This is a genomic window from Acidobacteriota bacterium, from assembly GCA_016712445.1.
GTDB lineage: Bacteria > Pseudomonadota > Alphaproteobacteria > Caulobacterales > Hyphomonadaceae > Hyphomonas.
In genome coordinates this window covers 101,662-125,007 of the sequence record JADJRB010000001.1, presented here as the reverse complement: position 1 = coordinate 125,007, position 23,346 = coordinate 101,662, and the positions used below count along the sequence as shown (strand labels likewise).

Annotated in this window: 27 protein-coding genes; 14 read left to right on the top strand and 13 right to left on the bottom strand. The window is 64.1% G+C overall.

From position 1 onward, the window contains the following. Positions 1-298 precede the first annotated feature (298 nt). Together IPK75_00580 and IPK75_00575 are read right to left on the bottom strand one after the other, a co-directional pair. The gene (locus IPK75_00580) at positions 299-826 is read right to left on the bottom strand and encodes a PIN domain-containing protein (GenBank protein ID MBK8196832.1); all 528 of its coding nucleotides are present in this window, start codon (positions 824-826) and stop codon (positions 299-301) included. Beyond that, the gene (locus tag IPK75_00575; GenBank protein ID MBK8196831.1) at positions 819-1,676 is read right to left on the bottom strand and encodes a hypothetical protein; all 858 of its coding nucleotides are present in this window, start codon (positions 1,674-1,676) and stop codon (positions 819-821) included. The genes IPK75_00580 and IPK75_00575 overlap by 8 nt, the downstream gene beginning before the upstream one ends. A gap of 368 nt (positions 1,677-2,044) precedes the next feature. Between IPK75_00575 and IPK75_00570 the strand changes: the two genes are divergently transcribed. The 5 genes from IPK75_00570 to IPK75_00550 all read left to right on the top strand — a co-directional run bounded on the left by IPK75_00570 (position 2,045) and on the right by IPK75_00550 (position 4,935). Further along, a complete protein-coding gene (locus IPK75_00570; GenBank protein ID MBK8196830.1) occupies positions 2,045-3,049 on the top strand; it encodes an IS1595 family transposase in 1,005 nt (334 codons plus the stop codon). Between the two features lie 80 nt (positions 3,050-3,129). After that, positions 3,130-3,444 carry a hypothetical protein gene (locus IPK75_00565; GenBank protein MBK8196829.1) on the top strand — a complete coding sequence of 105 codons (315 nt, stop codon included), beginning with the start codon at positions 3,130-3,132 and terminating at the stop codon, positions 3,442-3,444. Positions 3,445-3,570: 126 nt separating this feature from the next. Further along, on the top strand, positions 3,571-4,197 hold the full coding sequence (locus tag IPK75_00560) for a hypothetical protein (GenBank protein ID MBK8196828.1): 627 nt from the start codon (positions 3,571-3,573) through the stop codon (positions 4,195-4,197). Between the two features lie 151 nt (positions 4,198-4,348). Next, on the top strand, positions 4,349-4,693 hold the full coding sequence (locus IPK75_00555; GenBank protein MBK8196827.1) for a chromosomal replication initiator DnaA: 345 nt from the start codon (positions 4,349-4,351) through the stop codon (positions 4,691-4,693). After that, on the top strand, positions 4,690-4,935 hold the full coding sequence (locus IPK75_00550) for a hypothetical protein (protein MBK8196826.1): 246 nt from the start codon (positions 4,690-4,692) through the stop codon (positions 4,933-4,935). Before IPK75_00555 ends, IPK75_00550 begins: the two co-directional genes overlap by 4 nt. Here IPK75_00550 and IPK75_00545 read toward each other — a convergent pair. Then, on the bottom strand, positions 4,926-5,351 hold the full coding sequence (locus IPK75_00545) for a SufE family protein (GenBank protein MBK8196825.1): 426 nt from the start codon (positions 5,349-5,351) through the stop codon (positions 4,926-4,928). The two genes, IPK75_00550 and IPK75_00545, sit on opposite strands and share 10 nt — an antisense overlap. Positions 5,352-5,446: 95 nt before the next feature. After that, positions 5,447-6,412, bottom strand: a complete 966-nt coding sequence (locus IPK75_00540) for a hypothetical protein (protein ID MBK8196824.1) — start codon at positions 6,410-6,412, stop codon at positions 5,447-5,449. 151 nt (positions 6,413-6,563) lie between these two features. On the opposite strand from IPK75_00540, the gene IPK75_00535 reads away from it, so the two are divergent. The 4 genes from IPK75_00535 to IPK75_00520 all read left to right on the top strand — a co-directional run bounded on the left by IPK75_00535 (position 6,564) and on the right by IPK75_00520 (position 9,384). Then, positions 6,564-8,153 (top strand): HAMP domain-containing histidine kinase, encoded by a 1,590-nt coding sequence (locus IPK75_00535; protein MBK8196823.1) that lies wholly within the window; start codon positions 6,564-6,566, stop codon positions 8,151-8,153. Between the two features lie 81 nt (positions 8,154-8,234). After that, positions 8,235-8,555: a hypothetical protein gene (locus IPK75_00530; GenBank protein ID MBK8196822.1), complete on the top strand. Its 321-nt coding sequence runs from the start codon at positions 8,235-8,237 to the stop codon at positions 8,553-8,555. 46 nt (positions 8,556-8,601) lie between these two features. Then, positions 8,602-8,940, top strand: coding sequence for a DUF1491 family protein (locus tag IPK75_00525; protein MBK8196821.1), 339 nt, complete (start codon positions 8,602-8,604; stop codon positions 8,938-8,940). Positions 8,941-9,024: 84 nt separating this feature from the next. After that, positions 9,025-9,384, top strand: coding sequence for a hypothetical protein (locus IPK75_00520; GenBank protein MBK8196820.1), 360 nt, complete (start codon positions 9,025-9,027; stop codon positions 9,382-9,384). A gap of 33 nt (positions 9,385-9,417) precedes the next feature. Here IPK75_00520 and IPK75_00515 read toward each other — a convergent pair whose 3' ends face one another. Together IPK75_00515 and IPK75_00510 are read right to left on the bottom strand one after the other, a co-directional pair. After that, on the bottom strand, positions 9,418-9,912 hold the full coding sequence (locus tag IPK75_00515) for an SRPBCC domain-containing protein (GenBank protein ID MBK8196819.1): 495 nt from the start codon (positions 9,910-9,912) through the stop codon (positions 9,418-9,420). Continuing rightward, positions 9,893-10,255 (bottom strand): winged helix-turn-helix transcriptional regulator, encoded by a 363-nt coding sequence (locus IPK75_00510; GenBank protein MBK8196818.1) that lies wholly within the window; start codon positions 10,253-10,255, stop codon positions 9,893-9,895. Before IPK75_00510 ends, IPK75_00515 begins: the two co-directional genes overlap by 20 nt. Positions 10,256-10,402: 147 nt before the next feature. On the opposite strand from IPK75_00510, the gene IPK75_00505 reads away from it, so the two are divergent. Next, positions 10,403-12,001 (top strand): peptide chain release factor 3, encoded by a 1,599-nt coding sequence (locus IPK75_00505; protein ID MBK8196817.1) that lies wholly within the window; start codon positions 10,403-10,405, stop codon positions 11,999-12,001. Here the strand turns inward: IPK75_00505 and IPK75_00500 are convergent. Next, positions 11,998-12,474 carry a hypothetical protein gene (locus IPK75_00500; GenBank protein ID MBK8196816.1) on the bottom strand — a complete coding sequence of 159 codons (477 nt, stop codon included), beginning with the start codon at positions 12,472-12,474 and terminating at the stop codon, positions 11,998-12,000. The genes IPK75_00505 and IPK75_00500 overlap by 4 nt on opposite strands. Positions 12,475-12,545: 71 nt before the next feature. Then, positions 12,546-14,369, bottom strand: coding sequence for an ABC-F family ATP-binding cassette domain-containing protein (locus IPK75_00495; protein MBK8196815.1), 1,824 nt, complete (start codon positions 14,367-14,369; stop codon positions 12,546-12,548). 94 nt (positions 14,370-14,463) lie between these two features. Here IPK75_00495 and IPK75_00490 point away from each other — a divergent pair, with 94 nt between their 5' ends. From IPK75_00490 to IPK75_00480, 3 genes are all read left to right on the top strand, one after another. Next, entirely contained in the window at positions 14,464-14,907 is a 444-nt protein-coding gene (locus IPK75_00490) for a PaaI family thioesterase (protein ID MBK8196814.1), read from the top strand. A gap of 105 nt (positions 14,908-15,012) precedes the next feature. Then, the gene (locus IPK75_00485) at positions 15,013-16,044 is read left to right on the top strand and encodes a glycosyltransferase family 4 protein (GenBank protein MBK8196813.1); all 1,032 of its coding nucleotides are present in this window, start codon (positions 15,013-15,015) and stop codon (positions 16,042-16,044) included. Positions 16,045-16,057: 13 nt separating this feature from the next. After that, positions 16,058-17,533, top strand: a complete 1,476-nt coding sequence (locus tag IPK75_00480) for a lipopolysaccharide biosynthesis protein (GenBank protein MBK8196812.1) — start codon at positions 16,058-16,060, stop codon at positions 17,531-17,533. On the opposite strand, the gene IPK75_00475 is transcribed toward IPK75_00480, so the two are convergent. From IPK75_00475 to IPK75_00465, 3 genes are all read right to left on the bottom strand, one after another. After that, positions 17,448-18,416, bottom strand: coding sequence for a hypothetical protein (locus IPK75_00475; protein ID MBK8196811.1), 969 nt, complete (start codon positions 18,414-18,416; stop codon positions 17,448-17,450). The genes IPK75_00480 and IPK75_00475 overlap by 86 nt on opposite strands. Positions 18,417-18,533: 117 nt before the next feature. After that, positions 18,534-19,208, bottom strand: a complete 675-nt coding sequence (locus IPK75_00470) for a pseudouridine synthase (GenBank protein ID MBK8196810.1) — start codon at positions 19,206-19,208, stop codon at positions 18,534-18,536. After that, the gene (locus IPK75_00465) at positions 19,205-20,248 is read right to left on the bottom strand and encodes a class I SAM-dependent methyltransferase (GenBank protein MBK8196809.1); all 1,044 of its coding nucleotides are present in this window, start codon (positions 20,246-20,248) and stop codon (positions 19,205-19,207) included. Before IPK75_00465 ends, IPK75_00470 begins: the two co-directional genes overlap by 4 nt. A gap of 125 nt (positions 20,249-20,373) precedes the next feature. On the opposite strand from IPK75_00465, the gene IPK75_00460 reads away from it, so the two are divergent. Further along, positions 20,374-20,964 carry a hypothetical protein gene (locus IPK75_00460; protein MBK8196808.1) on the top strand — a complete coding sequence of 197 codons (591 nt, stop codon included), beginning with the start codon at positions 20,374-20,376 and terminating at the stop codon, positions 20,962-20,964. A gap of 6 nt (positions 20,965-20,970) precedes the next feature. On the opposite strand, the gene IPK75_00455 is transcribed toward IPK75_00460, so the two are convergent. After that, positions 20,971-21,873, bottom strand: coding sequence for an alpha/beta fold hydrolase (locus tag IPK75_00455; protein MBK8196807.1), 903 nt, complete (start codon positions 21,871-21,873; stop codon positions 20,971-20,973). Between the two features lie 113 nt (positions 21,874-21,986). Next, positions 21,987-23,237 carry an acetyl-CoA C-acetyltransferase gene (locus IPK75_00450; protein ID MBK8196806.1) on the bottom strand — a complete coding sequence of 417 codons (1,251 nt, stop codon included), beginning with the start codon at positions 23,235-23,237 and terminating at the stop codon, positions 21,987-21,989. Between the last annotated feature and the right edge of the window lie 109 nt (positions 23,238-23,346).

Genomic DNA, 23,346 nt, shown 5'->3' with positions numbered 1-23,346 from the left:
ATGAGGAACTTAAAAAGGCTCGTCCGAAAAAGGGAGACGCCGCCAGTCATCTCTGACCAGCGGCGCTCTTATTCACACCGGCGCATTTACCGCTCTGCCAAGCCACCGAAATGGAGGTGGCTGTCGGAATTGAACCGACCTAATCCGGTATTGATTGCTAGTTGGAGTTCAATTTCAAAAATTCAATGGCGTATGTTCTGCCCGACGTGATTGGGCAGTGCCCGTGAATCAGTCCGAATTAAGCCGCTGTGTTGTCCTGACAGACTTTCGGATGGCGCGCTTGATCGTGTGGGCTCATCTATCTTTCGTCTTGGTCGTCGTCTTCTTCGATCCCCTCCAAGAGAGGTAAGCGCCCCTTTTCTTCCGTGGGCTTCATTATCTGAAGAGCTTTGCCAGATTTGACGGTGAAATTGCCGGAAAGGTCTAGAAGGCGTTTGTCAAAAGTATGGAATGTGGAAACGTCGGACCAGATTGCAGAAGCTAAGTGGATCGCATCAGGCGGCTTGAGGCCTGCGAGCCCTGCGAGTTGCATCGCCTGAGCGCGAGAAGCGATTGGCTTGATCACATCCACTAAGAGAATGAACGGCTGATCAAAAAAAGCGGACAGATTGCCAGCTTGGCCCGTCGCTTCTTTCCGCTTGCACACTTCGGCAAGTGTGAAGGTCGACGTAACTATCTCCAAATTTCCGTCTTGTGCGTCTTTTAATACCTCTCGGCACATCTCGAATCGGCGATCAGTGAATTTAGAATCCGCCGTCGGCATTTCGCGCCCGATATATGCGATCCACGTGCACGCATCCCAGTAAATTCGCGGGAGTTTACGCACGTCGAATACTCTCCAAGAATTCTTCAGTAGACAAACCTTCTGTGAAGGTCGGGTCGACAATATCATCCATTGTCGGCAATCCGCGCTGATCCAAAATCTCTAAATGGTCGACGTGAAAAGACTTGATCTTGTCTTCGTGCTCGAAAGTTAGGAGGCCGAAAAGCCGAACTCTAAGTCCATTCCAGATTTCGCCGAGCGGTATGTAGTTGAGTTGTTGAAACGCGGCACCTTTGCCCGTGGCTTTGACCACGACGCCGTCGAGCCTTCGGCGAACATGTAAAATGGGCTTTCCGTTGCCGTCTCGCTCAATCTTGGAAATATATCCTTCGATGGCGCCGATCTCACGGTATGGGACGGGCACGTCCGTCGCCAAAATCTCTTGAGACAGCAACAATCGATCAGCCGCAGATCGGTCAATCGAGATCGGTGCCGCATTGATGAAGTCAGGAAAGTGAATTTCTGTGCTGGCGAGGCCATTTGTTACACGAGAGTGAAGGCTATGTGCCCGAGGAAGTACCGCGGGTGTAAAAAAGTCTGGGGCCAAGTTTCCTCGCCCCAGTTCGATGAGACCGTTGCTTGCAGCTCGCTCGACTTCAATCGCACGACGATCAATGTTGGTTGCAAAAGTGCTGGAATAAGGCGTCACTTCGAACGTGATTGGGCTATTGCTAGTTGCTCTGGTAATGCGCCAATCGAGTTCGGTTTCGCCGGTCGGAGCGATAGCTTTCTCGACGCCTCGAAGCACGTCCACAAAGTCCTTTACCTGTCCCAGAAGGTCTTCGGGCGTTGGCGCGTCTACGCCATCGATTCGGGAAGCCGCGATCACAATTCGAATTGTAAAAGACTTCATGTTGACCTTCGCGGCAGTTTTTACGCTTGCGGACTCGGTGTGTACACTGCGGCCATTAAAGATTTGCCGCCAAGTTGACCTGAACGTCAATCGGATGCCAAGCGGTCGACCTTGGTTTCTGCTGAACGTGTCTCAAGTCGCGTGATTGGCCCAGAAGTCACCTTAAGCTGGTCTACGTGGATGGCCAAATTCAAATGTTTACTTGGTCCGTGATCGATCCGCCCGGCTTCCCCCACTTATGCAACACCCCGCGCGCCGCATCCTGCAGCAGCCACGCGCCCCCGATTGAAAAACTAGGAAACTTATCCTAATTATATACTTGACAAAGCGGCGCCCTAAAACCATATTGTTCTCAACGGAGAACGATTATGACCAATCTCAACGCCCCGATGTTCCAGAACGAAGACGCTGCCCGCCAGCATCTGGAAGCGCAGCGCTGGCCGGATGGCGTCGTTTGCCCGCATTGCGGCTGCACTGGCGACACGCACATCACCGCTATCAAAGGCGCTTTCTCGCGCCCCTCGAAAGCTCACCCGGAAGGCGTTGAGCGTAAGGGCCTCTACCAGTGCAACGGATGCCGCAAGCAGTTCACCGTCACCGTGGGCACGATCTTTGAGTCCTCCAAAGTGCCGCTGCACAAATGGCTGCTGGCCACCTACCTGCTGACTTCATCCAAGAAGGGCATGTCCGCTCACCAGCTTCACCGCACGATTGGCGTCACCTACAAAACCGCTTGGTTCATGTTCCACCGTATCCGCGAAGCCATGGGCGAAACCGTTGACTCGTCCGGCCCGCTGGGCGGTGAAGGCAAGATCGTGGAAGCCGATGAGACCTATTACGGCCAAGTCGATAACCCGCGCAAAACCCGCACCGATGGCACGCCCTACAAGGGCTCCAAGAAGGGTCGTGGCCCCGCCAACAAGCGCGCCATTGTCTCACTGGTTGAGCGCGGCGGTTCGGTTCGCTCGTTCCACGTCAAGCAAGCCACGAAGGAGAGCGTGCGCGAAATTCTGGTCAAGAACGCCTCGCGCAAGTCGAAACTGTATACGGACGAGTCCAAGCTCTACACAACGACCGGCCAAGAGTTTGCGGATCACCGCACCGTGCATCACGCGTCTGGCGAATATGTGCGCGGCGAGATCCATTCCAACACGGTCGAGAACTACTTCTCGGTCTTCAAGCGCGGTATGCGCGGCGTCTACCAGCATTGCGGCGAGGCCCACCTTCACCGTTACCTGCGCGAGTTTGACTTCCGCTATAACCGCCGATCGGCCGTTGGTGTGGAAGACACCGAGCGCCACAACCAGCTGCTCCGCATGGTCGAAGGCAAGCGCCTGACCTATCGGCGGATTGGTGAAGCCGGTCTCGCATAGTCAGAAGGTCAAGCGCTTCAAGCGCTGGCGCGCGAAACAGAATCGCTTTTGAATTGACGCGGGCATAAAAGAGCGGCGCCGTGGCCAGAACAGAAGTTGAGCTTCTTCGAGAAGCTTTGGCGAAATTGGGCGATATGCACAACGTTGCCAAGGCTGAAATATCTGTTCTTCGGGCGATAGTATCGTCCCTCCTTGTAATTCAGCGAATGGACCCTCAGCACGGCGCCGAGCGGTTAGCAGTGCTTCGAGAAATGGCAGGGCAAGCGCTACCTCTTCCTGATGAGAAAGAGGCTTGGGCGAAGGAGGATCATGAGATGCTGGCATTGTTCACCGAGATATTTGACTCGGTTGAGTTTAGCACGGGCACCATGGACGGGCGGAGTACGAAGAATTAGCGCGGCTTTTTCTTAGTCTCATTCTTCGGCTCGCGCCCCTTCTTCATTTCGTCATGCGGCTTCGGCTTCTGCTTGATCAGTCGCCGGAGGGTTTCATCAAACTTCGCACCAGATTTTGGATCGGACATGGCAGAAGACCTCGATAAAAAATTTGCTTCGTTGAGTGGCTACGAAAAAAATACGCTCTTCATGTTCTCAGAACTTGGCCTGGCAATCACTGCTTGGAGCACCGTTGACCTACACCTAAACGAAATGTTCGCCATGATTGTCGCCGCAGAACACTTCCATTCGTGCGTCAGCTCATTTGAGAACATCGTTAGCTTCCGCACTAAGATTGAGGCCACGATCAACGCTTCCGAAGATCGATTCGGGAAAACGTCTGCACACCACTACGTTGTCAATCAACTACTGCAAACCGCCTTGAAGCAATCAAAGCACCGCAATTCTATCGCACACTCGTTCATGTCAGCTGACCGCGATGGCTTTGGCATCCTGCCTGTCGGGAAAATTGACATGAAGGACGATAAGTTTCTCAACAAGTATACTGAAGCGAAGATCAAGCGTTGCGCCGAAAACTTCGCAGCCCTCTCGGATGCGATGAACGCGTTTAATCACCAGATCGAAGCTGATAACGGCTGGACGCTATCGCAAGAATCTCGCCGACCACTGCCTCCTCTATTGAATCACATTTACCCTCATACAGGGCGAAGCTTCTCAAAACAGAGACCCCCTCTCTTACCATCTCCTGAGTAATCTCAATTTCCGGCTCGGTCGCCGGCGCCGGCCTGTCAGTCTTCGAATCGGTCATCTTATCCTACTTTGTCAGGTATATAATTAGGAAACTTATCCTACACCTCTGAAACCCGGTTATACTGCGGCCACACGCAGCAGGGAGCAGAAGTGCATGGACGAGTTCAACCCGAGATCAGACGCGGACCGCGCCGAGCTGGCGGCGGCGCTGGTCGGCTTTGCGCTGGGCCTGAAGACCGTGCTGATCCTGTCGGATGATCGCGGCTCGCCGGTCCACGCGCGGGCCCGGCATATCGCCATGTACCTCGCCTATGCGGGGCTCGGCATGAGCATGACGCGCGTCGCCATCGGCTTCGGGCGCGACAAGTCCACGGCGGCGCGCGCCTGCCGCCTGGTCGAGGACTACCGCGAGGATCCGGATTTCGACACCTGGATCGACCAGCTGGCCGTCGGCCTGCGCTCTGTGGCAACGGCCGTGCAAGGGGAGGACGTGGCATGACCCGCCGCAACGGATGGCGCCGCAAGGACCGGTTGCTGGAGCGCCCGCTGGTCACGCTGGCCCTGGCGCGCGGCGGCATGATCTTCGACCTGAACGGCGTCTGGGTCCTTTACCGCTCGCAGGATGCGCGGCGCATGCGCGTCGGCGTGGTGCCGGCAGGGCTGGCGACCGAACTCGAAGCTGAAGGCATTGCCGTGCGCGCAGGGGGCTTGCCTGCGCGCCTGTGCGCCGGTCAGGCCTGAGGCGCCTGCGCGGCGCGGGCGTCGGCCTTTATCCGCGCCAGCATCGAGGCGAGTCCGTTGGAGCGCTGCGCGGTCAGCGCGCCGCTGACGCCGATCTCGGTCAGGAGGGCGTTGGCGTCGAACGCAAGGATGTCGCCCGGCGGCTCGCCGGAATACAGGCGCATCAGCAGCGCGATCAGGCCCGACACGATCACCGCATCGCTCTCCGCCCGGATCACCAGCCGGCCGTCCTCAAGGCCCGTCACCAGCCAGACCTGCGAGGCGCAGCCGCGCACCCGCGTCTCCTCCGTCCGCTCGGCAGGGGCGAGCGCCGGGTTCGCCTTGCCCAGGTCGATGAGGTGCGCATAGCGCGCCTCCCAATCCTCCAGCCAGGAGAATTCTTCTCGGATGTCGGCAGCTTTGGATTCGATGCTCATTTGGGTCTCCATATGATTTGCGAGGCGCCAAAAAGAAACCCCGGGCGCCAGTGGCGACCGGGGTTTTGAGGGAGAGTGAGTGTGTGGAGTATGGACTATTTATAGACTGAGCCCAGGCAGTCAGCGACTTCAGTCAGCGTGTGCTGGCTGATGCAGTGAGGGATTTCGAATTCCTGGCCGACTCCGGCCACGCAGCCCTGCAGCTGCAGGTTCTGCATCTTCAGGCAGCTCTGAACCGCCGGTTCGAGCATCACCTTGGTCAGGCGCGCCTGGTCAACCGAGCCGGCCCCGATCACCCGCATCGCCGCGAGCGAGGCGATCTGGTTGGCAACGGCTTCCTTGCCGAAGGCAACCTTCTGGCGCTTGCCAGTGAAGCCGCTGGTCAGGAACGCCGGCAGGCGCACTGCGCCGGCAACGTCGTCCGCCGTGGCCGCCGCGTTGATCACGCCGACCTTGGTGTCCTTCGACAGCGGCGAGGCATCCGTCAGCGCCGTGACGATCAGGCTGTCAGCGGCCGTACCCTTGCCCTGCAGCACCTTCACCACGTCAGCGCGCTGCGAGCCGTTCCGGATGCGCGCCTTCGCCCAGCCGTAGCCCTGCAGCGAATATCCCTGTTCCTTGATCGTCGCCGCGGAGGAGTAAATGCGCGGCAGGTCCGCATCGGTCACCGCAATCGCGCCGCCGACCGCATTGTCGCCGCCTGCGAGCGAGCGGGCATAGGCGTTGCCGGCCGCAAAGCTCTTCATCACCGGCTCGCGGCCGTAGAAGGCTTCGATATCGCGAACGGTCGCAGCGAATTCCGGATCCTGCGCCGCCACCAGCGCGGAGTAAGACATCCAGCCCCGCGTCAGCTGGTCAGCATTGTAGGCGCCAAGCGTATTCAGCGCCGAATCGAGATCGCCGGTCGACTTGAACGGCTTGGCCGCAACGCCTTCGGCGTCCGACTGGTAGGTCATGTAAACAGCGGCGTTTTCCGAAATCGGATCCGCCTTCTGGGCCGATGCTCCCGCAACCAGCCCAAACCCGCAAACGACTGCGGCGATCACCCCAGAGGTCTTCATTCTAAACTCCCTCACGCGACACGCGATTATAGTTGCCCGAACTTCCCGGCAGGGGGAACCATGCCTTGTGCGATTTACACATTACAAATACAGCAGTCCGGGCACCTGATCCGGCAAGAATGCCTAAGATTTCTCTATGGGGTGTTAAGAGTTGGCCCCCGAAACGGCGCAGAAGCGGTTACAATTTATTCACCTGGCGTGGATCGCGCTCGGGCTCGCGGCGGCGATCTCGGGCGGCGTCGCCGGGGCGCCGCTGGCCAGCGTTGCGAGCGCGCTTTTGCTGGCCTTCATACCCGGCGTCGTCGGCCTCGCCTTCGCGGGTGCGGGCGACACCCTGCGGCGCGGACTCATCGTCATTTCCTGGCTGCTGTGCGGGCTCGTCGCGATCCTGCTGACCGGCGGCAGCGGGTCGCCGCTGATCGTGTTGCTGGTCGCCTCGCCGCTGGCCGCGCTGCAGGCAGGCGCGCTGCGGATGGCCGGCGAAGCCGGCGCGTTTGCGGCGCTCGCCCTGTTCGCGGTGTTTGTGGCAACGCCGCTCGGCGCCGTGCCGCCGCTGGCGCCCGGCGCCGCCGCGCTGGCGGCGCCTTTCGCGTTTTCCGGCCTGGTGCTGGCGTCGCTGCAAGTCTGGCACCTCGTCGCCGGGCAGCGCGCGGAGGAGGCGCGCAACGAAGCCGCGAAGACCGCGCCGGCCGTGCCCGCAGACCCCGAGCCGCAACCGATCGCCATGACCGGCATCAGCTGGATCGACGTTACCCCCGAAGGGCGCCTGCGGCGGGTGCAAGGCGACACGTTCGGGCTGGTGACGATGCGCCCCGGCTCGGCGCTATCGAGCCTCGTCACCGACCACAACTTCCCGCTGCCGGCCGCCGGCCGTGCGGGCCGCAAGCTCGTCACCATCGAACTCGTCTCCGGCCAGCGCGTGCGCGTGCTGGCGGAGCGCCATGCCAAGGGCTGCCATGTGCTGATGGTCGACGCCGCCGACGAAGCGCCGCCGACCTCCGTGAACGCGGTGCTGGAACTCGAGGAGAAGCTGAAGTCGCGCACCGCGTTCTTTGCCTCGCTCGGCCACGACCTGAAGACGCCGCTGAACGCGATCCTTGGCTATGCCGAAGTGATGCAGGCTGAACTGATGGGGCCGATGCCCAAGCCGTATGCGGACTATCCTTCGATCATCCACGAGAGCGGCACGGACCTGCTGCTGCTGGTCGACGACATTCTCGACCTCGCCCGCAGCGAAGCCGGCCAACCGCGCCTTGAACCCGAACCGGTGGACCTGACGGCCTCGGGGGAGTCCGTGATCCGCCAGCTGGCCGGGCACGCCGCGCGCGCGGGGGTGACCTTGAAGCTGAAGTCCGCTGACGAAGTCTGGGCCGAGGCGGATGCCCGCGCGGTTCGCCAGATCTGGCAGAACCTCGTCTCAAACGCGATCAAGTATTCCGCCAACGGAAAGTCGGTGACGCTCGAAACCCGGATCGATGGCGGCGCGGCGCAGCTCAGCGTCACTGACCGCGGCGCGGGCATTGCGGCAGCTGACCTTGCCCGCCTGACCGAACCGTTTGCGCAAGGCACCGGCGCGAAGCCCGGCACGGGGCTCGGCCTGTCGGTGGTCCGCCGCTTCGCCGAGCTGCATGGCGGGACGCTGAAGATCGACTCCCGGCCCGGCAAGGGCACGCGGGTCGAAGTCACGCTGCCACGCGCCTCCGAGGCCGACATCGTTCCCCTGGAAGACGCCGCCGAGTAGGCGCTTGCAGCGCGCATTTTTCAGTTTCCCGGCCTCACAAACCGTGTCACCGTTCCAAATCATTCGAACAGGGGGTTCCCAATGAAAACGTTTCTGGTGGCCGCAGTAGCGGCAGTTGCGCTTGCAGGTTGCGGCGCGGTGGGCGGCGGACACAAGGCCGCGATGGTCAAGGCCTGCGTCGACAGCGGCGAATCCGATGCCAATTGCACCTGCATCGCCGACAGCCTCGAGAAGAACCTCGACAAGGAAACCTTCAAGACCGTCTCGACGGCCATGGCCGCCGGCGAGGAAGAGGGCAACAAGATGATGGAAGCCCTTCCGGCAGACAAGCAAGGCGCCGTGATGGGCGCGCTGATGTCGGCCGGCATGGGCTGCATGATGGGCGGGGCCACCGAAGGCTGATCCCGCGCGGCTTGACGCCGGCGCCCTGACCGGGGGAGACTCGGACATGGACCGGTTGCCAGCACGATTGTGGATAGATGCGTTGATCCGGCGGGCTGGGCTCGCCGGATCAAGTGCATTCGTGGTCCAGCACGGCGACGACGAGCGCGGCGATGTGCTGGTCAAGGTCTCCCGGCTCGACGGCACGGCGGCGGCCTATGTCCCATCGATGGACATGGACGGCGAGCGGATCTTCCTGAACCTCCTGATCCAGGGCGTCGGCCCGGAAGAGGCGGCGGTCGACGACTATATCCGGCGTGCAAAGGCCCGCGACAGCGACCTCTGGACCGTCGAGATCGAAGACCGCGAAGGGCGCCATTTCCTGACCGAACGGGTCGAAGACTGAAACGCCGGTAACCGGCTGTTTACCCTAAGAATCCAACTTGCGATTCGCTGGACCAAGAGGGGCGAGACAGCGATGCTGTTCCTGATGAACGAGTTTGTGACCGAGATCGAAGCGCCCGAGCTGCGCTTGCTGAAACGCGGCCCGAGCCTCGGGTTCGAGGATGTGCATGCGATGCGCGCCCGCGAGGCGATCGAGCTTGCCCGCAGCCGGCTGCAGGCCTGCTACGACCAGGGCGCAGCGCCGGACCCCACGCTGGTGGCCGACCTAGCGGCGCTGATCATTGCCAAGACCGGCGCGAATGCGGCGCTGTTCCCGGTGCACGACGGCCGCGTGTCTGAGCCTCGCCTGACGATCCTGCCGGAGACGATTCTCGAGGCCGTGCGCCAGCGCCTCGCCGACGGCGCCGCCGCCGATATCCAGCAGTTCTGGCCGCGCGCCGCCTGAACCGGCCTGCGGGGCAGCATGCTCAATCCCGCTTCAGCATTCGCCGCTGGTCCCAAGCGATAACAGCAGCGCGTCGAGCTGCAGGAACTGTTCGGGCATCGTGCCTTCCATGCCGATAAAGGCTTCGTCGAGCGCTTCCTTCGAAGGATAGGTTTCGCTCAGCACCACCCGCGTCTTGTTTCCAAGGTCTTCGAAGGTCACGGTGGTCATGGCGGCATCGCCGCTTTCGTCGTTCGTCCAGACCAGGCGCACATTCGGCACGACGTCGAGGTACTTGCCGAAGAACTCCATGGCGGTTGCGGCGTCGTGCCCGAAGGCGATCCGGTAACCGCCGCCTGTGCGCACATCCATGTCGCAGGCAATCATTGGCACCCCAGTTGATTTCGGCGCCCACCAGCGCACGAAAAGTTCCGGCCGGGTCCACGCGTCGAATACGATGCGCACGGGCGCATCGAACGTCCGCGTAATGACGAGCTCTCGATCGGACCGGCGCTCAACCCCAGTGCGGCTATCGCTTCTTTCGCCCATTGAGCTTCTCCTTCTGTTTCAAGTCTTCGATCAACGTGTCCAGCGCGTCAAAGCGCGCCTGCCAGACTTCGCGGCGCCGTTTTATCCAGGCGGCCTCCTCGTCCAGTCCGCCTGGGTCGAGGCGGCATCTGCGTACGCGGCCAACCTTTTCGGTGGTAACCAGCCCTGCCACTTCCAGCACGGCGACGTGCTTCTTCATGCCGGTCAGCGTCATGCCGAACCTTGCAGCCAGCTCGCTGATCGAGGCATCGCCGGACTCGAGATGTTCGAGTACTCCGCGCCGGGTTGCATCCGACAGGGCGGCGAACGAGGCATCGAGGCGGGTTGGCAAAAACTGAACCATTTGGTTCAGCATTAGGCCACAATTGAACTGATCGCAAGGGCCTCACAGGCGTCGGGGCGCGGGGGCGACGGGCCGGAACAGCCAGCCCCTTCAATACACAGTTCAAATCGGATAGGGGCTCCGGCTGAGACCAGAGAAGCCTGAGCCATGAACTATATCGAAGAAGCCGCGCGCCGGCGCACCTTTGCGATCATTTCACACCCGGACGCCGGCAAGACGACGCTGACCGAAAACCTGCTGCTGGCAGGCGGCGCCATTCGCGCGGCCGGCGAAGTGGCGGCCCGCGGGCAGGCGCGGCGCACGAGGTCGGACTGGATGAAGATCGAGCGCGACCGCGGCATTTCGGTGTCGGCGTCGGTGATGACGTTCGAGTTCGACGGCTTCATGTTCAACCTGCTCGATACACCGGGCCACGAGGACTTCTCCGAAGATACCTACCGCACACTGACGGCGGCCGACTGCGCGGTCATGGTGCTGGACGCGGCCAAAGGCATCGAGCCGCAGACGCTGAAACTGTTCGAAGTGTGCCGCATGCGGGACATTCCGATCGTCACCTTCATCAACAAGATGGACCGCGAGGCGCTGGAGCCGATTGCGCTCTTGGACGAGGTGCAGGACAAGCTGCAGCTGGACACGGCGCCGCTGTACTGGCCCGCGGCCAGCGGCCAGCGCTTCTCAGGCATGCTGGACCTTGAGCGCGATGTCTTCCTGCAATTCGAACGCCGTCCGGGTGAGCCCGCGCGCATTGGTCCGGCCACGGAGATTCCGGGCGATGCCGCGAGCCTGAAGGCCGAGCTTGACCCTTACGTGGTCGCGGAGCTGACGGAAGGCGTGGACATGGCGCGCAGCCTGCTGCCGGCCTTTGACCGCGAAGCGTTTCGCTCCGGACACATGACGCCGGTCGTGTTCGGCTCGGCGCTGCGCTATTTCGGCGTGGCGGAACTGCTCCGTACGCTGCACAGCTATGCCCCGGCGCCGCGCGACCAGAAGGCAGTGAAGAAGGCCGATCCGATCAAGGTTCATGCCTCGGACCCGAACGTCAGCGGCTTCGTGTTCAAGATCCAGGCGAACATGGACCCCAACCACCGCGACCGGGTTGCCTTCGTGCGGCTCTGCTCGGGCGAATTCCGGCGCGGCATGCGCCTGAAGACCGCCAGCGGCAAGCAGCTGAACATTCACAACCCGATGATGTTCATGGCGCAGGACCGCGAGATTGCCGAAACCGCCTATGCCGGCGACGTGATCGGTGTGTCGAACCACGGCCAGCTGCGCGTCGGCGATTCATTGTCCGAGAGCGGAGAGATCCAGTTCGGCGGCATCCCGAACTTTGCGCCGGAATTGCTGCGCCGGGCGCGCGTGAAGGATCCGATGAAGGCGAAACACTTGCGCAAGGCGCTGGAAAGCCTTGCCGAAGAGGGCGTCACGCAATTGTTCACGCCGCAGATCGGCTCCGACATGATCGTCGGCGCGGTCGGCCAGCTGCAGTTCGAGGTGATGATCGAACGGATGACGGCCGAATACAGCCTCGAAGTGATGTTCGAGCCGGCGCCCTACAACGTGGCGCGCTGGCTGTCATCGGACGATCCGAAGAAGCTCGAGGAATTCCTCGAGAAGAACAAGTCCGCCTCCGGAACGGACCTCGACGGCGCGCCGGTCTATCTCGCCAAGAATGCCTGGGATGTCGGCTACGCGCAGGAAAAGAATCCGGCGATCCGGTTTACCGCCACGAAGGAACGGTCGGTCTAGTTGCCGTCGATTTCGGGGGCGGGGTCCTCTGCCGGCGCTTCGCCTTCCAGCGTGACGGCCGGCGCGGCTTCCAACGTGGTGACACCCCACAGGGCGGCGTCTGTGCGCGGCGAGACGCCGGAGGTGGCGAGCAGGTTCTCTTCCGACTTGCCGCCGCCGCGTTTCAGTTCGCAGCGCGCCGGGGCGCCGCCATAGGCTTCGACGAACGACCAGGCGTGGCAGGCGTCATCGTCGCCGCAGCTGATCTGGCAGGCGAGGGGGGTGGTGCCATCGATCACGGCGTAGGTCGCGCCGTGGCGGTAGCGGAAGCGTTCATGGCCGCGCTCCGCCGGGCCAAGGGCACCGGACTGGGACATGCCGTTGGCTTGCAGCGGGTCGACGTCGGGCGAGGAGACAGCCTTGCGGGACACGCCGTCAGCGGCGGCGACAAGGCCGATACAGGCGGTAGCAGCAAACAGCACGGCGAGACGCATGGGACACTCCTGCGGGAACATAGCAGGGCGGACCATAAAGGCGGCACGTTAACGAAGCGTTTGCCTTGGCCTCACGAGCCGATCAGGCCGGCGCGTTTTTCCTCGATTTCCAGCCATTCCATTTCGACCGCATCGAGCTGGTCGCGGGCGGCGCCGATGCGGGCGGACTTGGTGTTGAAGGCGGCGGCGTCGCGCGCATAGAGGCCGGGGTCGGCCAGCTCGGCTTCAAGCTTGGCGATCTCGGCCTGCAGCTTCGGGATCAGCGCGTCGATCTCCTTCTGGCGGTGTTCGTCCTTGAAGGAGAGCTTGGCGGCGGGCTTCGATTTCGGGGCGGCCTGCGTGGCGGCGGCTTTCGGCTTGTCGGCCTTCGCGGCGGATTTCGGACGCGCGCCTTTCAGCTGCTGCTGCGCATCGCTCCAGCCGCCGGCCGTCTGGATCCATTCGCCGCCGCCGAGCGGGCAGAGGCAGCTGGTGACAGTGGCATCGAGGAAAGCGCGGTCGTGGCTGACGAGGATCAGCGTGCCCTCATACGCCAGCAACATGTCTTCGAGCAGGTCCAGCGTCTGCATGTCGAGATCGTTGGTCGGTTCGTCCATCACGAGGAGGTTCGACGTTTGCGCAAGGCCGATGGCGAGCGCCAGGCGGTTGCGTTCGCCGCCGGAGAGCGCGCCGACAGGCTGGCGCAGCTGTTCCGGGCGGAACAGGAAGTCCTTGGCATAGGCCGCGACGTGGCGCTGGTGGCCCTGCACGTTGATCGAGTCGCCGCCCATCGGGGCGAGGGCCTCCCAGACGGAGTCGGACGCGTTCAGCGTGTCGCGTGTCTGGTCCTGATAGGTCACCTGCAGCGTGCTGGAATGCCGCACCGTGCCGGCATCGGGCGCGATCTCTCCGAGCAAGAGGCGCACGAGCGTGGTCTTGCCCGCGCCGTTCGGCCCGATGATGCCGATCCGGTCGCCGCGCAGGATGCGCAGGTTGAGGTCTTTCGCGATGACAAGCGGACCGTCCGCCGTCTGATAGGTTTTCGACAGGCCTCTGACTTCGATGACCTTCTTGCTCAGCGCCTCGCCCGCGTCAGCGCTGAATTCGGCGGTCGATTTGCGGTCGGCCAGGGCGGAGCGCATGTTGGCATGGTCCACCTTCATCTGGCGCAGGCGCGCGAGGCGGCCCTGGTTGCGCTTGCGCCGGCCGGTGACGCCGCGGGCGAGCCAGTGCTGTTCATCCTTCAGCTGCGTCGTCATGCGGCGCATCTGGCGTTCGTCTTCGAGTTCAACCTGTTCGGCCCATTCGTCGAACTTCACATACCCGTCGGGGCTTTTCAGCACCTTGCCCTGGCGCAGCCAGAGCGTGTTGGTCGACACGGTCTCAAGGAAGCGCCGGTCGTGGCTGACCACCAGCACGACGCCGTTGAACGCCTTGAGGCGGCTTTCGAGCGCTTCGATCATCGGCACGTCGAGATGGTTTGTCGGCTCGTCCAGCAGCAGGATGGTCGGCGCCTGCGCGAACGCCTTGGCCAGCGCAGCCCGGCGCTTCTGTCCGCCGGACAGGGTTTGCGGATCGGCGGACGGGTCGATGTCGAATTCCATGATCTCGGCTTCGGCGAGATACGCGCCGTCGAGGCCTTCTGAGACGTAGTCGAGTACGGTGGCGAAACCCGAGAGGTCAGGTTCCTGAGGAACGGTGGCGTAGGTGATGCCGGGCTGGCGCCAGACTTCGCCGGAATCGGGCTCGATCACTTCCGAGATGATTTTCATCAGCGTCGACTTGCCCGCGCCATTGCGCCCGACCAGCGCCGCGCGCTCGCCTTTGGCCAGCGACAGGGTCACGCCTTCGAACAGCCAGCCGCTGCCAAAGGACAGGCGAACGTCGGTGAGGGATATCAGGGGGGGCTGGGCCATGACCGGGGAGATAGCGGCTCGGGCCGCCGGGCGCTAGGGCTTGCCGCGAGGTGAAGGCTGGACGTGTGCAGCCAGCGCCGACACCCTCAGTTCCATGTCAGAACTCACGCCGCCCGAAGGCTACGCGCCGCATTTCCGCAAGTCGCGCTTCACCGATCCCTGGGAGCCGCTGTTCTCCAGGTCGGGCGAGCGCGAGGTCTCGATCGGCCTCCGGCTCGGCGAGGCGCATTGCAACTCGCGCGGCCTGGTGCATGGCGGGTTGATTGCAGCCATCGCCGACAATGCGATGGGCCTTTCCTGCGGCGCGGCGCTCGCCTCCGAAGGTCACGCTGCGCCCGGCGGCCTCGTCACCGTCACTCTGTCGACTGACTATCTCGGCACCGCCCGGCTCGGCCAATGGTTCGCCACGCACACCCACTTCGTCAAGACCGGCCGCAGCCTCTGTTTCGCCGATTGCCTGGTTCAGGCGGACGGGCGCCCGATCGCCCGCGCCAACGCCACCTTCAAGGTTCTGGGCAAGGTTCCGGGCAGCGATTAACCCTCGCTTGGCGTCTGGCCGCCATATTGCAGACTTGCGGGAAAGCCCCCGTTCGTCCGCCGGCGCAGCCCATTGCGACCGGCGCCCTGCCTCAGGATCCTGCCCATGTCCGGCAAAAATCTCGTTGTCCTGCGCGACCGTGTGCCGGTTCGGGACGCCGGCTTCGATCCCGCCGCCGCGCCGCGCGCCGATTACGAGCTGATCCGCCAGCTGGTTTCCGGGGAATACGTGGCCGCCTCCAGCCTCCAGCCGGGCCTCGCCAAGTCGCTCGCCGGCTCCAGCGCCGCCTTCGGTGCCGCCTTTGCGGCGATGGGGCTTCGGGGCGACACACGCGCAATGTTCACCACCGGCGAGGACATCGCCTTCCGCCTCCTGCCGCTGCTGAAGCTTGCCGGATGGAAGGGTAAGCTGTTCAGCGTCATCCACGCCGCCCACAGCCCGAAATGGCAGCTCGCCGCCCGCCTGATCGGGGCCGGCCATGTCGGCGCCTACTATACCGTTGCGAAGACGCAGCGCGACATCCTCGTCGAGAAGTCAGGCCTGCCGGCGGGCAAGGTGCATTTCCTCTACGACTCCGTCGATACGGACTTCTTCGATCCTGCAAAGGCGGAGACCGGTGCCGGCGGATATGCCTTCGCATGCGGGCTCGAGAACCGCGACTATGACACGCTCGCTGCGGCGGCCGCACAGGTCAGCCGGCAGGTGCGCGTGCAGGCGTCCGGCTATTTCCCGCAGGAAGGCGCGGCGGATGCGGGCGTGCCGGCAAATCTCGAGATCAGCCGTACACGGATCAGCTATCCTGACCTGCGCGCCCGCTATGCCGCCGCCGATTTCGTTGTCGTGCCGCTGCATGCCGTGCCTTATGCGGCGGGCGTCAACGGCCTGCTGGAAGGCATGGCGATGGGCAAGGCGGTGATCGTCACCGAGTCGCCCGGCCTCGCCGACTATACCGGTCTCGATTCGCTCGTGCGCGTGCCCGCCGGCGATCCCGCGCGCCTCGCCGAGGCCATGCAGGCATTGTGGCAAGACCCGGCCGCCTGCGCCGAGATGGGCCGCGCCAACCGCGACTGGGCCGTGAGGCATGCGTCGGTGGAAGACTACGCTGCCACCATCTCCGGCCACATGCTGGCCACCTGAGGACGCAGGCGCGATGCTGAAGAAGCAGATCCTCAAGGGCACATCCTGGCTCCTCGCCGGGCGGCTGGTCAGCAACCTCCTCGGCCTGCTGAGTACACTGATTGCCGCGCGCCTGCTGATGCCGGAAGACTTCGGCCTGATGGCCATCGCGATGAGCGTGTTCGGCATTGCCGGCGCTGTGGTCGAGCTGCCCGTCGGCGCGGCGCTCGTTCAGATGAAGGATGCGCGCAAGGAAGATTTCGACACCGCCTGGACCATCAACGTGCTGCGCGGCGCGATGGTGGCGGGCCTGATGCTGCTCGCTGCCTGGCCGGCGTCGCTGATTTCGGGCGACCCGCGCCTGTTCGGCCTTGTCGCCGCGCTCGCCGCCTATCCCATGCTGCTCGGCCTGCGCAATTCCTGGTTCGAGCAGTATATCCGCGACATGGACTTCAGCCGCGAAGCGCTGATCGACGTGCTCACCAAGGCCGTGTCGATCAGCGTCACCGTCTGGGTCGGCCTCGCCACGCGCAGCTACTGGGCGCTGCCCGCCGGGCTGATCGCGGCTGGTCTGGCCAACACCGTCCTGTCATTTGCCCTGCGCCCGCAATTGCCGGCATTTGGGCTGAAATCCTTCCGCAAGTTCTTCGGCTTCTCGATCTGGGTCGGCCTCGGCAACGTCGCCGACAATATCCGCGATGCCTCGACGACCCTGATGCTCGGCCGGTTCCTCGGCACTGCAAAGCTCGGCGCCTTTTCGGTCGGCTCCCAGTTCGGCGAGCGGCTGGAACTGGTGCTCTACGCGCCGATGGAGCGCACCCTGTTTGCGGCCTTCAGTTCGATCCAGGACGATCCCGCCCGTGTGCGCCGGGTCTATCTCACCAGCATCCATTCCTGCTTCGCGATCATCCTGCCGGTCTGCGCCGGGATGGGCTTGCTCGCGCCGGAGATCATTGGCCTCGCGCTCGGCCCGCAATGGCCGGTTGCGGCGCTGGTGCTGGCATTCGCTGCCCCGATCACCGCCGTCTACCTGCTGGCCGGCCTCAGCAACTCGCTCGCCAACGCGCTCGGCCATCCCCGCGCGCTGTTCCGCTTCAAGGCGATCTCGGCGAGCCTGCATGTGCCGGCGCTGGCGGTGGGCCTGATGACGGGCGGGCTCGTCGGCGCGCTCTGGGCCTGCGCATTCACGGCTTTCGTCTGGTATCTCTTCAGCCTGCATGTGATCGCGCGGCTCACCGGTCTCACCATCCGGACGCAAATGTCCGCCGTCGGACGGTCAACTGCGGCCGCGCTCGCGATGTGCGCCGCAGTGCTGGGCGCGCGGGCGGCCGTGTTTGCCGGGGCGGGCGACAGCGCCGGCGAGCTGGTTTTGCGCGGGGCGCTGCTGGCCTTGCTGGGCGCGCTGACTTACGCCGCCGCGCACCTCACGCTGTGGCAGCTGTCCGGGCGGCGCGAGGGAATAGAGGCGACCGCTTTCTCGTTCCTGCATGGGCGGTTCGCTCGTCCGTGAAAATGCCTGTGCGGTAGTCCGGATCCATCAGCATGCGGCCGACCTCGTCCGCAAACGCGCGGATCATCACGTCAAAATCGGGCATGAAGGGGCCCTCGGCCGGGGCCTGGCCGATGCCCAGCGTCTTGTTGGCATCGAACACAAAGGGTTCGCCGTCGATCATCACATAGTCGATCTTGCCATAGTCGAGCTTCAGCCGGCGGCGGAGGTTCAGCAGGCGCGGATGCGGCACGAAGGGCAGGCAGCTGACATGCTCGTCTTCGGTGATGATGGCGTCAGCCGAGCGCTCGATGTTCTCGAAATGCTGGCCGCCAAGGAAGATGTATTCCCGCAGCAGGTTCTTGTCGCCGTCCTTCTCGAGCATCAGCTTCTGTACGATCATGCCGGGCGCGAAGTAACCGCGGGGCACGTCGGCGAGGTCGGGGAAGATGCGGTAGTCGGATTTTGCCGCGATGAGCTGCGCGGGCGCCCGCGTCAGCAGCCGGCGGGCACGGCGCAGCGCGCGTCCCGGCAGTCCGAGTTCGCCGCGCTCCGGCGCGCCGCCATAGTTCAGGTCCGACTTGACGATCACTGGCGCGGGATAGGGCGCGGCGCCATCGAGCAATCCGTCCACGAACTGGCTCTTGCGGATATCGAGCGCCAGCGCGTTGATGCGTATGGGATAGCGCTGCGCAAACTGGGCAACCTGGCGCGGCACCACGGACAGGTCGACGTGCACGAAGATCGCGTCGGCCGGCACGAACTTCGAGGTGCCGTGCAGGTGGACGATGTCGACGCCCATGCCCGCAAGCTGCTGGGCGAGTTCCACCACGACATAGTGATCCACCCCGCGCGGCGTACCGGCGCTGTGGAGGATCGCGAGCCGTTTGCGGCTGTCGGTCATGGGAAGTGTCTCAGTCAAAAGCGGCGCCGCAACGTGCGCTCACGTCAAGGCCTTCGCGCTTGAATAGCAGGAAGTGGTTAAAGGGTGCCGGGCCCGATCGATCAAATTTGCAAGGTTTCAGGCGCGCAGGGCGGCTGCTTCGGCGGCCGTCAACAGGCGCCAGGCGCCCTCGGCGAGGCCGTCCAGATGCAGGGGGCCGAACTGCGCGCGGTGAAGGCTTTCGACATGGTTGCCGGCGGCGGCGAACATGCGGCGCACCTGGTGATAACGTCCTTCGGTCAAGGTCAGCCGCGCCGATTGCGGGCCGGTCACCTCAAGGCGCGCGGGCAGGCAGGGCTTGTCCTCGCCGCGCAGCACCAGCGTGCCGGCGGCGAACAGCGCGCCTTCGTGCCCCTCCAGCGGCCGCGCGAGGCGGGCCTCATAGGATTTCTCGAGTGCGGACTTCGGCGAGATCAGCCGGTGCAGCAAGGCGCCGTCATCGGTGAACAGGAGAAGGCCGGTCGTGTCCGCATCCAGCCGGCCGACCGAGGAAACCTTCGGATCGCGCAGCTGGAAGCGCGCGGGCAGGAGTTCGTACACGAGCCGCCCGGCATCCGAGTGCGAGCAGGTGAAGCCGGCCGGCTTGTTCAGCATCAGGATCATTCCGGGCGGCGGGTCCAGCGGCTCGCCGTCGAAGCGCAGCTCCTCGCCCCAGCCCGTCACGCGGCCGCGCCGGATCGCAGTCTCCATGTCCTTGCGCGCGCCATAGCCGAGACTTGCCAGGTATTTGGCGAGCTTGCGCGTGTCGTTCATTTCGGACGCTTCGGCCGCGCGGCGCGGATGATCTTGTAGCCGGCCTCGTCTTCCAGCATCTCGTGCTCCTTGAAGCAGGCGGACAGCTCCGCTTCGTAGGGCAGGTGCCGGTTGGCGACGAGCCACAGCGTACCGCCCGGTTTCAGCGTCTGCGATGCCGCCCGGATGAAGCCCCGGCCCAGCGCCGAATTGTCGGCGCGGCCCGTATGGAACGGCGGGTTCATCACGACGAAGTCGTAGGCTTTCTCGGGCAGGTCCTTCAGCACGTCGGCCCAATGCGCCGTGAAGCGGCCCTCGAAGGGCGCGAGCGTGGCTTCGATGCATCCGATGGCGCGATATTCGGCCTCGTAGAGGTCGATGCGATCCACGCCCGGGCAGTGCGTCAGGATCTCGCGCGACAGGAAGCCGTATCCACCGCCCAGATCGGCGCCGATGCCCTTGGTCTGTTCGGGCACGGAATCGGCGAGCAGCTCGCTGCCGGGGTCCACCCGGTCCCAGCTGAACAGGCCCGGCCGGCTGTAGAGACCGGGTTCGATCTCGCGCACGGAATCCTGCGCGATCCAGTCTTCGGCCTCCTCGACATTGACCAGCGATGCCTGCTTGCGCGCCCAGAAGGCACGGCACTTGTGCTTCGACAGGCTGTCGGCCTCGCCGGAGATTTCGGCCAGCTGTTTCTCGCCGGTCTTGCCGCCCAGCGTGTTCGGCAGGCAGGCGAGCACATAGCCGCCCTCCGGCGCCGCCAGCAGCGCGCGGGCATAAAGTGCGCGGGCCTGGTCGCGCTGGCGCGGCGGGATCACGATGGTCAGCCCGGCCGCCGGCACGTCCACCGAGTCGACGGCCAGGACGTCGAAGCCGGCCGCCTTCAGCGCATCATGCGAGGGCTTGAAGCTGGTGCGGCAGACCAGCTGCTCCTTCGGCAGCTGCATCAGCCACGGCCCCGGCTCGGCATTCAGCACGAGGATCGGCCCGCTCGCCGGCACCGGCACCGCGCCGCCCTCAAGGGCAAGCAACAACGTATCGAAAACAACCTGGTCCATCATCGCCGGAGCGATAGCGGTCCGGCGCCCAAGAGGAAAGGTGCCAGCAGCGCTTTTGCGCGGTGCGCCGGCCCGGCGTTTACTTCGCACCGGGACGGGAATAGCATTCAACCCCAATGATAGACCGCATGCTCCTCCTCGCCCTCGCCGCCGCCGCTTTCGGCGCCACCCCGGCCATTGCGAAGCCGGCGGGGCGGGCGGAAATACATGTCAACGTGACGGACAATGACGGCGCTCGCCAATACTGCGCGGGCGAGACGGTATTCGCCCTGCCGGTCAATGACCGGTCCACCGACGTGATCGAAAGCGTCTACGGCTCGACCGAAACCGGCTTTGCCTCGATCTACGCGACGCCGGAACTGATCATCCGCCGCCGCGGCACCGATTATGTCGGCGGCACGTCGCCGGACGCGACCAAGCTCTTCCGGCGCACCTTCAAGGGCCAGAAGCGCGGCAAATGCGACGATCTCGATGTCGCGACCTTCGAGGACCTGAAGGCCGGCGCCTGGTACCTGATCATCCCGGTGTTCTGGCAGGACGACACAATCCCCGGCCGCTTGCGCGATGTCGTCCTGCAGGGCGGCGGGCGCAACGACATCTACGTCAAGATCCCGATCAACTATCGGGGCGGTACATTCCTTGTGCGGACGGAAATCGGCGCCGGCGAAACCACGGCCTTCATCCTTGAAAACCAGATGGTCGACCCCGCGCCGGAATAGCGCGCGTCAGCGGCAGCCGGCCGCCCAGTCCGCGACCGTGTTGATCAGCGCCTCGCGCGACCATGAGAAGGAATGGTCGCCGGACAGCACCACACCGGTCGTCTGGATGGCCGGGTCGGCTTCGTAGGCGGCGATCAGCGGCCTGATCACGCCGTCGAGTGACACGGACGCATCCTTGTCGCCGCCAATGATCAGCACCTTCTTGCCTTCCAGCCCGGGCGTCAGGTTCTGAAGCTCGAACGTGCCCGCATTGGCGCGGATTTCTGCGACGCCGGCCTCGCCTGAATAGCCGTGCAACATCTGCAGGCTGTCGGAATAGGCGCGGAAACCGGCTTCGAATTCGGGGCTCTCATCGAAGGCCGTTGCCCGCGCGCCGATGTTCGCCGGCGCGATGCCGGCGGCGCAGGCAATCGCCGGATCGCGCGCCGCCCCTTGCAGCGCTGCAAACCCGCCCATCGAATGGCCGATGGTGATCAGCTTGTCCGCATCCACCCGGTAGTCGGCGGCGTGGGCGCGTAGGAAATCGGCGGCGGCGCCGACATCTTCGATCAGGTGCGTGAAGGAATAGGTGCCTTCGCTGCCCCAGGCGCCGCGATAGTGGAAGAACAGCACGTTGAAGCCATCACGGCGCAGCGCCTGCGCCAGGTCGAGGTTCTTCTCGTTGCCCGGAAAGCCATGCAACAGGATCACGGTCGGATGCGGGCCTGCGCCATTCGCAAGATAGATGTGGCCATTCAACCGGTCGCCGTGGCTGTCGAAGAAGACTTCCGCGATGCCGGGCGGATAGGTTTCGTCGATGCTCACCGGATCGGCGAAGCGCGCGCTCGCCCCTACGGGCGCCGCAGCAGGCGCAGTGGTGCAGGCGGCAAGCAGGGCCGCGCCAAGGGCGGCCATCACGGCATGTTTCATCGGAATTCTCCTTAAGCTCTGGCTAGCACGCCGCGCCGTGCCGGGACCAGCGGCGAAAGAAAAACCCCGCCGGCGTGAACCGGCGGGGCTTGGTGTTCTAGATACGGTCAGGATCAGGCGTCGATGCGCTCGATGATGATCGCAGGCGCCATGCCGCCAGCGGCGCACATGGTGACGAGGCCGTAGCGGCCGCCCGAACGCTCGAGTTCGTCGAGCGCGGTGCCGATGAGGATCGAACCGGTCGCGCCGATCGGGTGGCCGAGGGCGATCGCGCCGCCGTTGATGTTCACTTTCTCACGGTCGAGTTTCAGGTCACGGATGAACTTCTCGGCGACGACCGAGAAAGCCTCGTTGATTTCATAGACGTCGATGTCGGTGGTTTTCAGGCCGGCCTTCTCGAGCACTTTCTTGGCAGCGGCGACCGGGGCGTTCAGCATCAGGGTCGGGCAGTCGCCGATGTTCGCCGTGGCGACGATGCGGGCGCGCGGCTTCAGGCCGTGCTTGTCGGCATAGTCTTTCGAGGTGACGAGGATGGCGGCGGCGCCGTCAACCACGCCCGACGAGTTGCCGGCATGGTGCACGTGATTGATCTTGCCTTCCAGCTGCGGGTACTTGCGGGTCACCATGTTGCCATAGGTGTTGCCTTTGTCGTCGACCGGGATGTCCATGTACATGTTGAACACGGTCTTCAGGCCGGCGAGGCTTTCCATCGTCGTCTGCGGGCGCGGGAATTCCTCATGGTCGAGGGCCAGCGTGCCGTCGACGTTGTAGACCGGCACGACCGACTTGTTGAAACGGCCTTCGGCGATGGCGCGGGCGGCGCGCTGCTGGCTGGTGACGGCGAGCGCGTCAACGGCCTGACGGTCAATGCCTTCCAGCGTGGCGATCGCGTCGGCGCAGACGCCCTGCTGCGACTGCGGGTGCTTTTCGCGCAGGCGGGTGTTGCCGGCGTCCATCGTCGGCGGGTTTTTCGGGTCAGCCGAAGCGGCCGTGTAGCTCATCATTTCGCAGCCGCCGGCGATGACGCAGTCTTCCATGCCGGACATGACCTGCGCTGCAGCGAGGGCGACCGAGGTGATGCCCGAGCCGCAGAAACGGTCGAGCGTGACGCCCGAGGCCTTGATGTCGAAGCCGGCATCGAGCGCGGCCATGCGGCCCATGTCGGCGCCCTGCGCGCCGCGCTGGCTGGAGGTGCCCCAGATGATGTCGTCGACGGTGGCGGTGTCGAGCTTGTTGCGCTCGGCGAGGGCGCTGAGGACGGTGGCGGCGAGGTGCTGCGGGTGCATGTGCGCAAGCGCGCCCTTGCCAACCTTGCCGATGCCGCGCGGGGTGCGGACGGCGTCAACGATATAGGCTTCGGCCATTGTGGAACTCCCTTTTCTGAACGCCCTTTGGCTCCGGGCTTTGGATGGCATCGCTTTACGCGAACGTAAGCGTAAGAGAAAGCCGTGACGCCGGGGCAGCCGCTGCCAC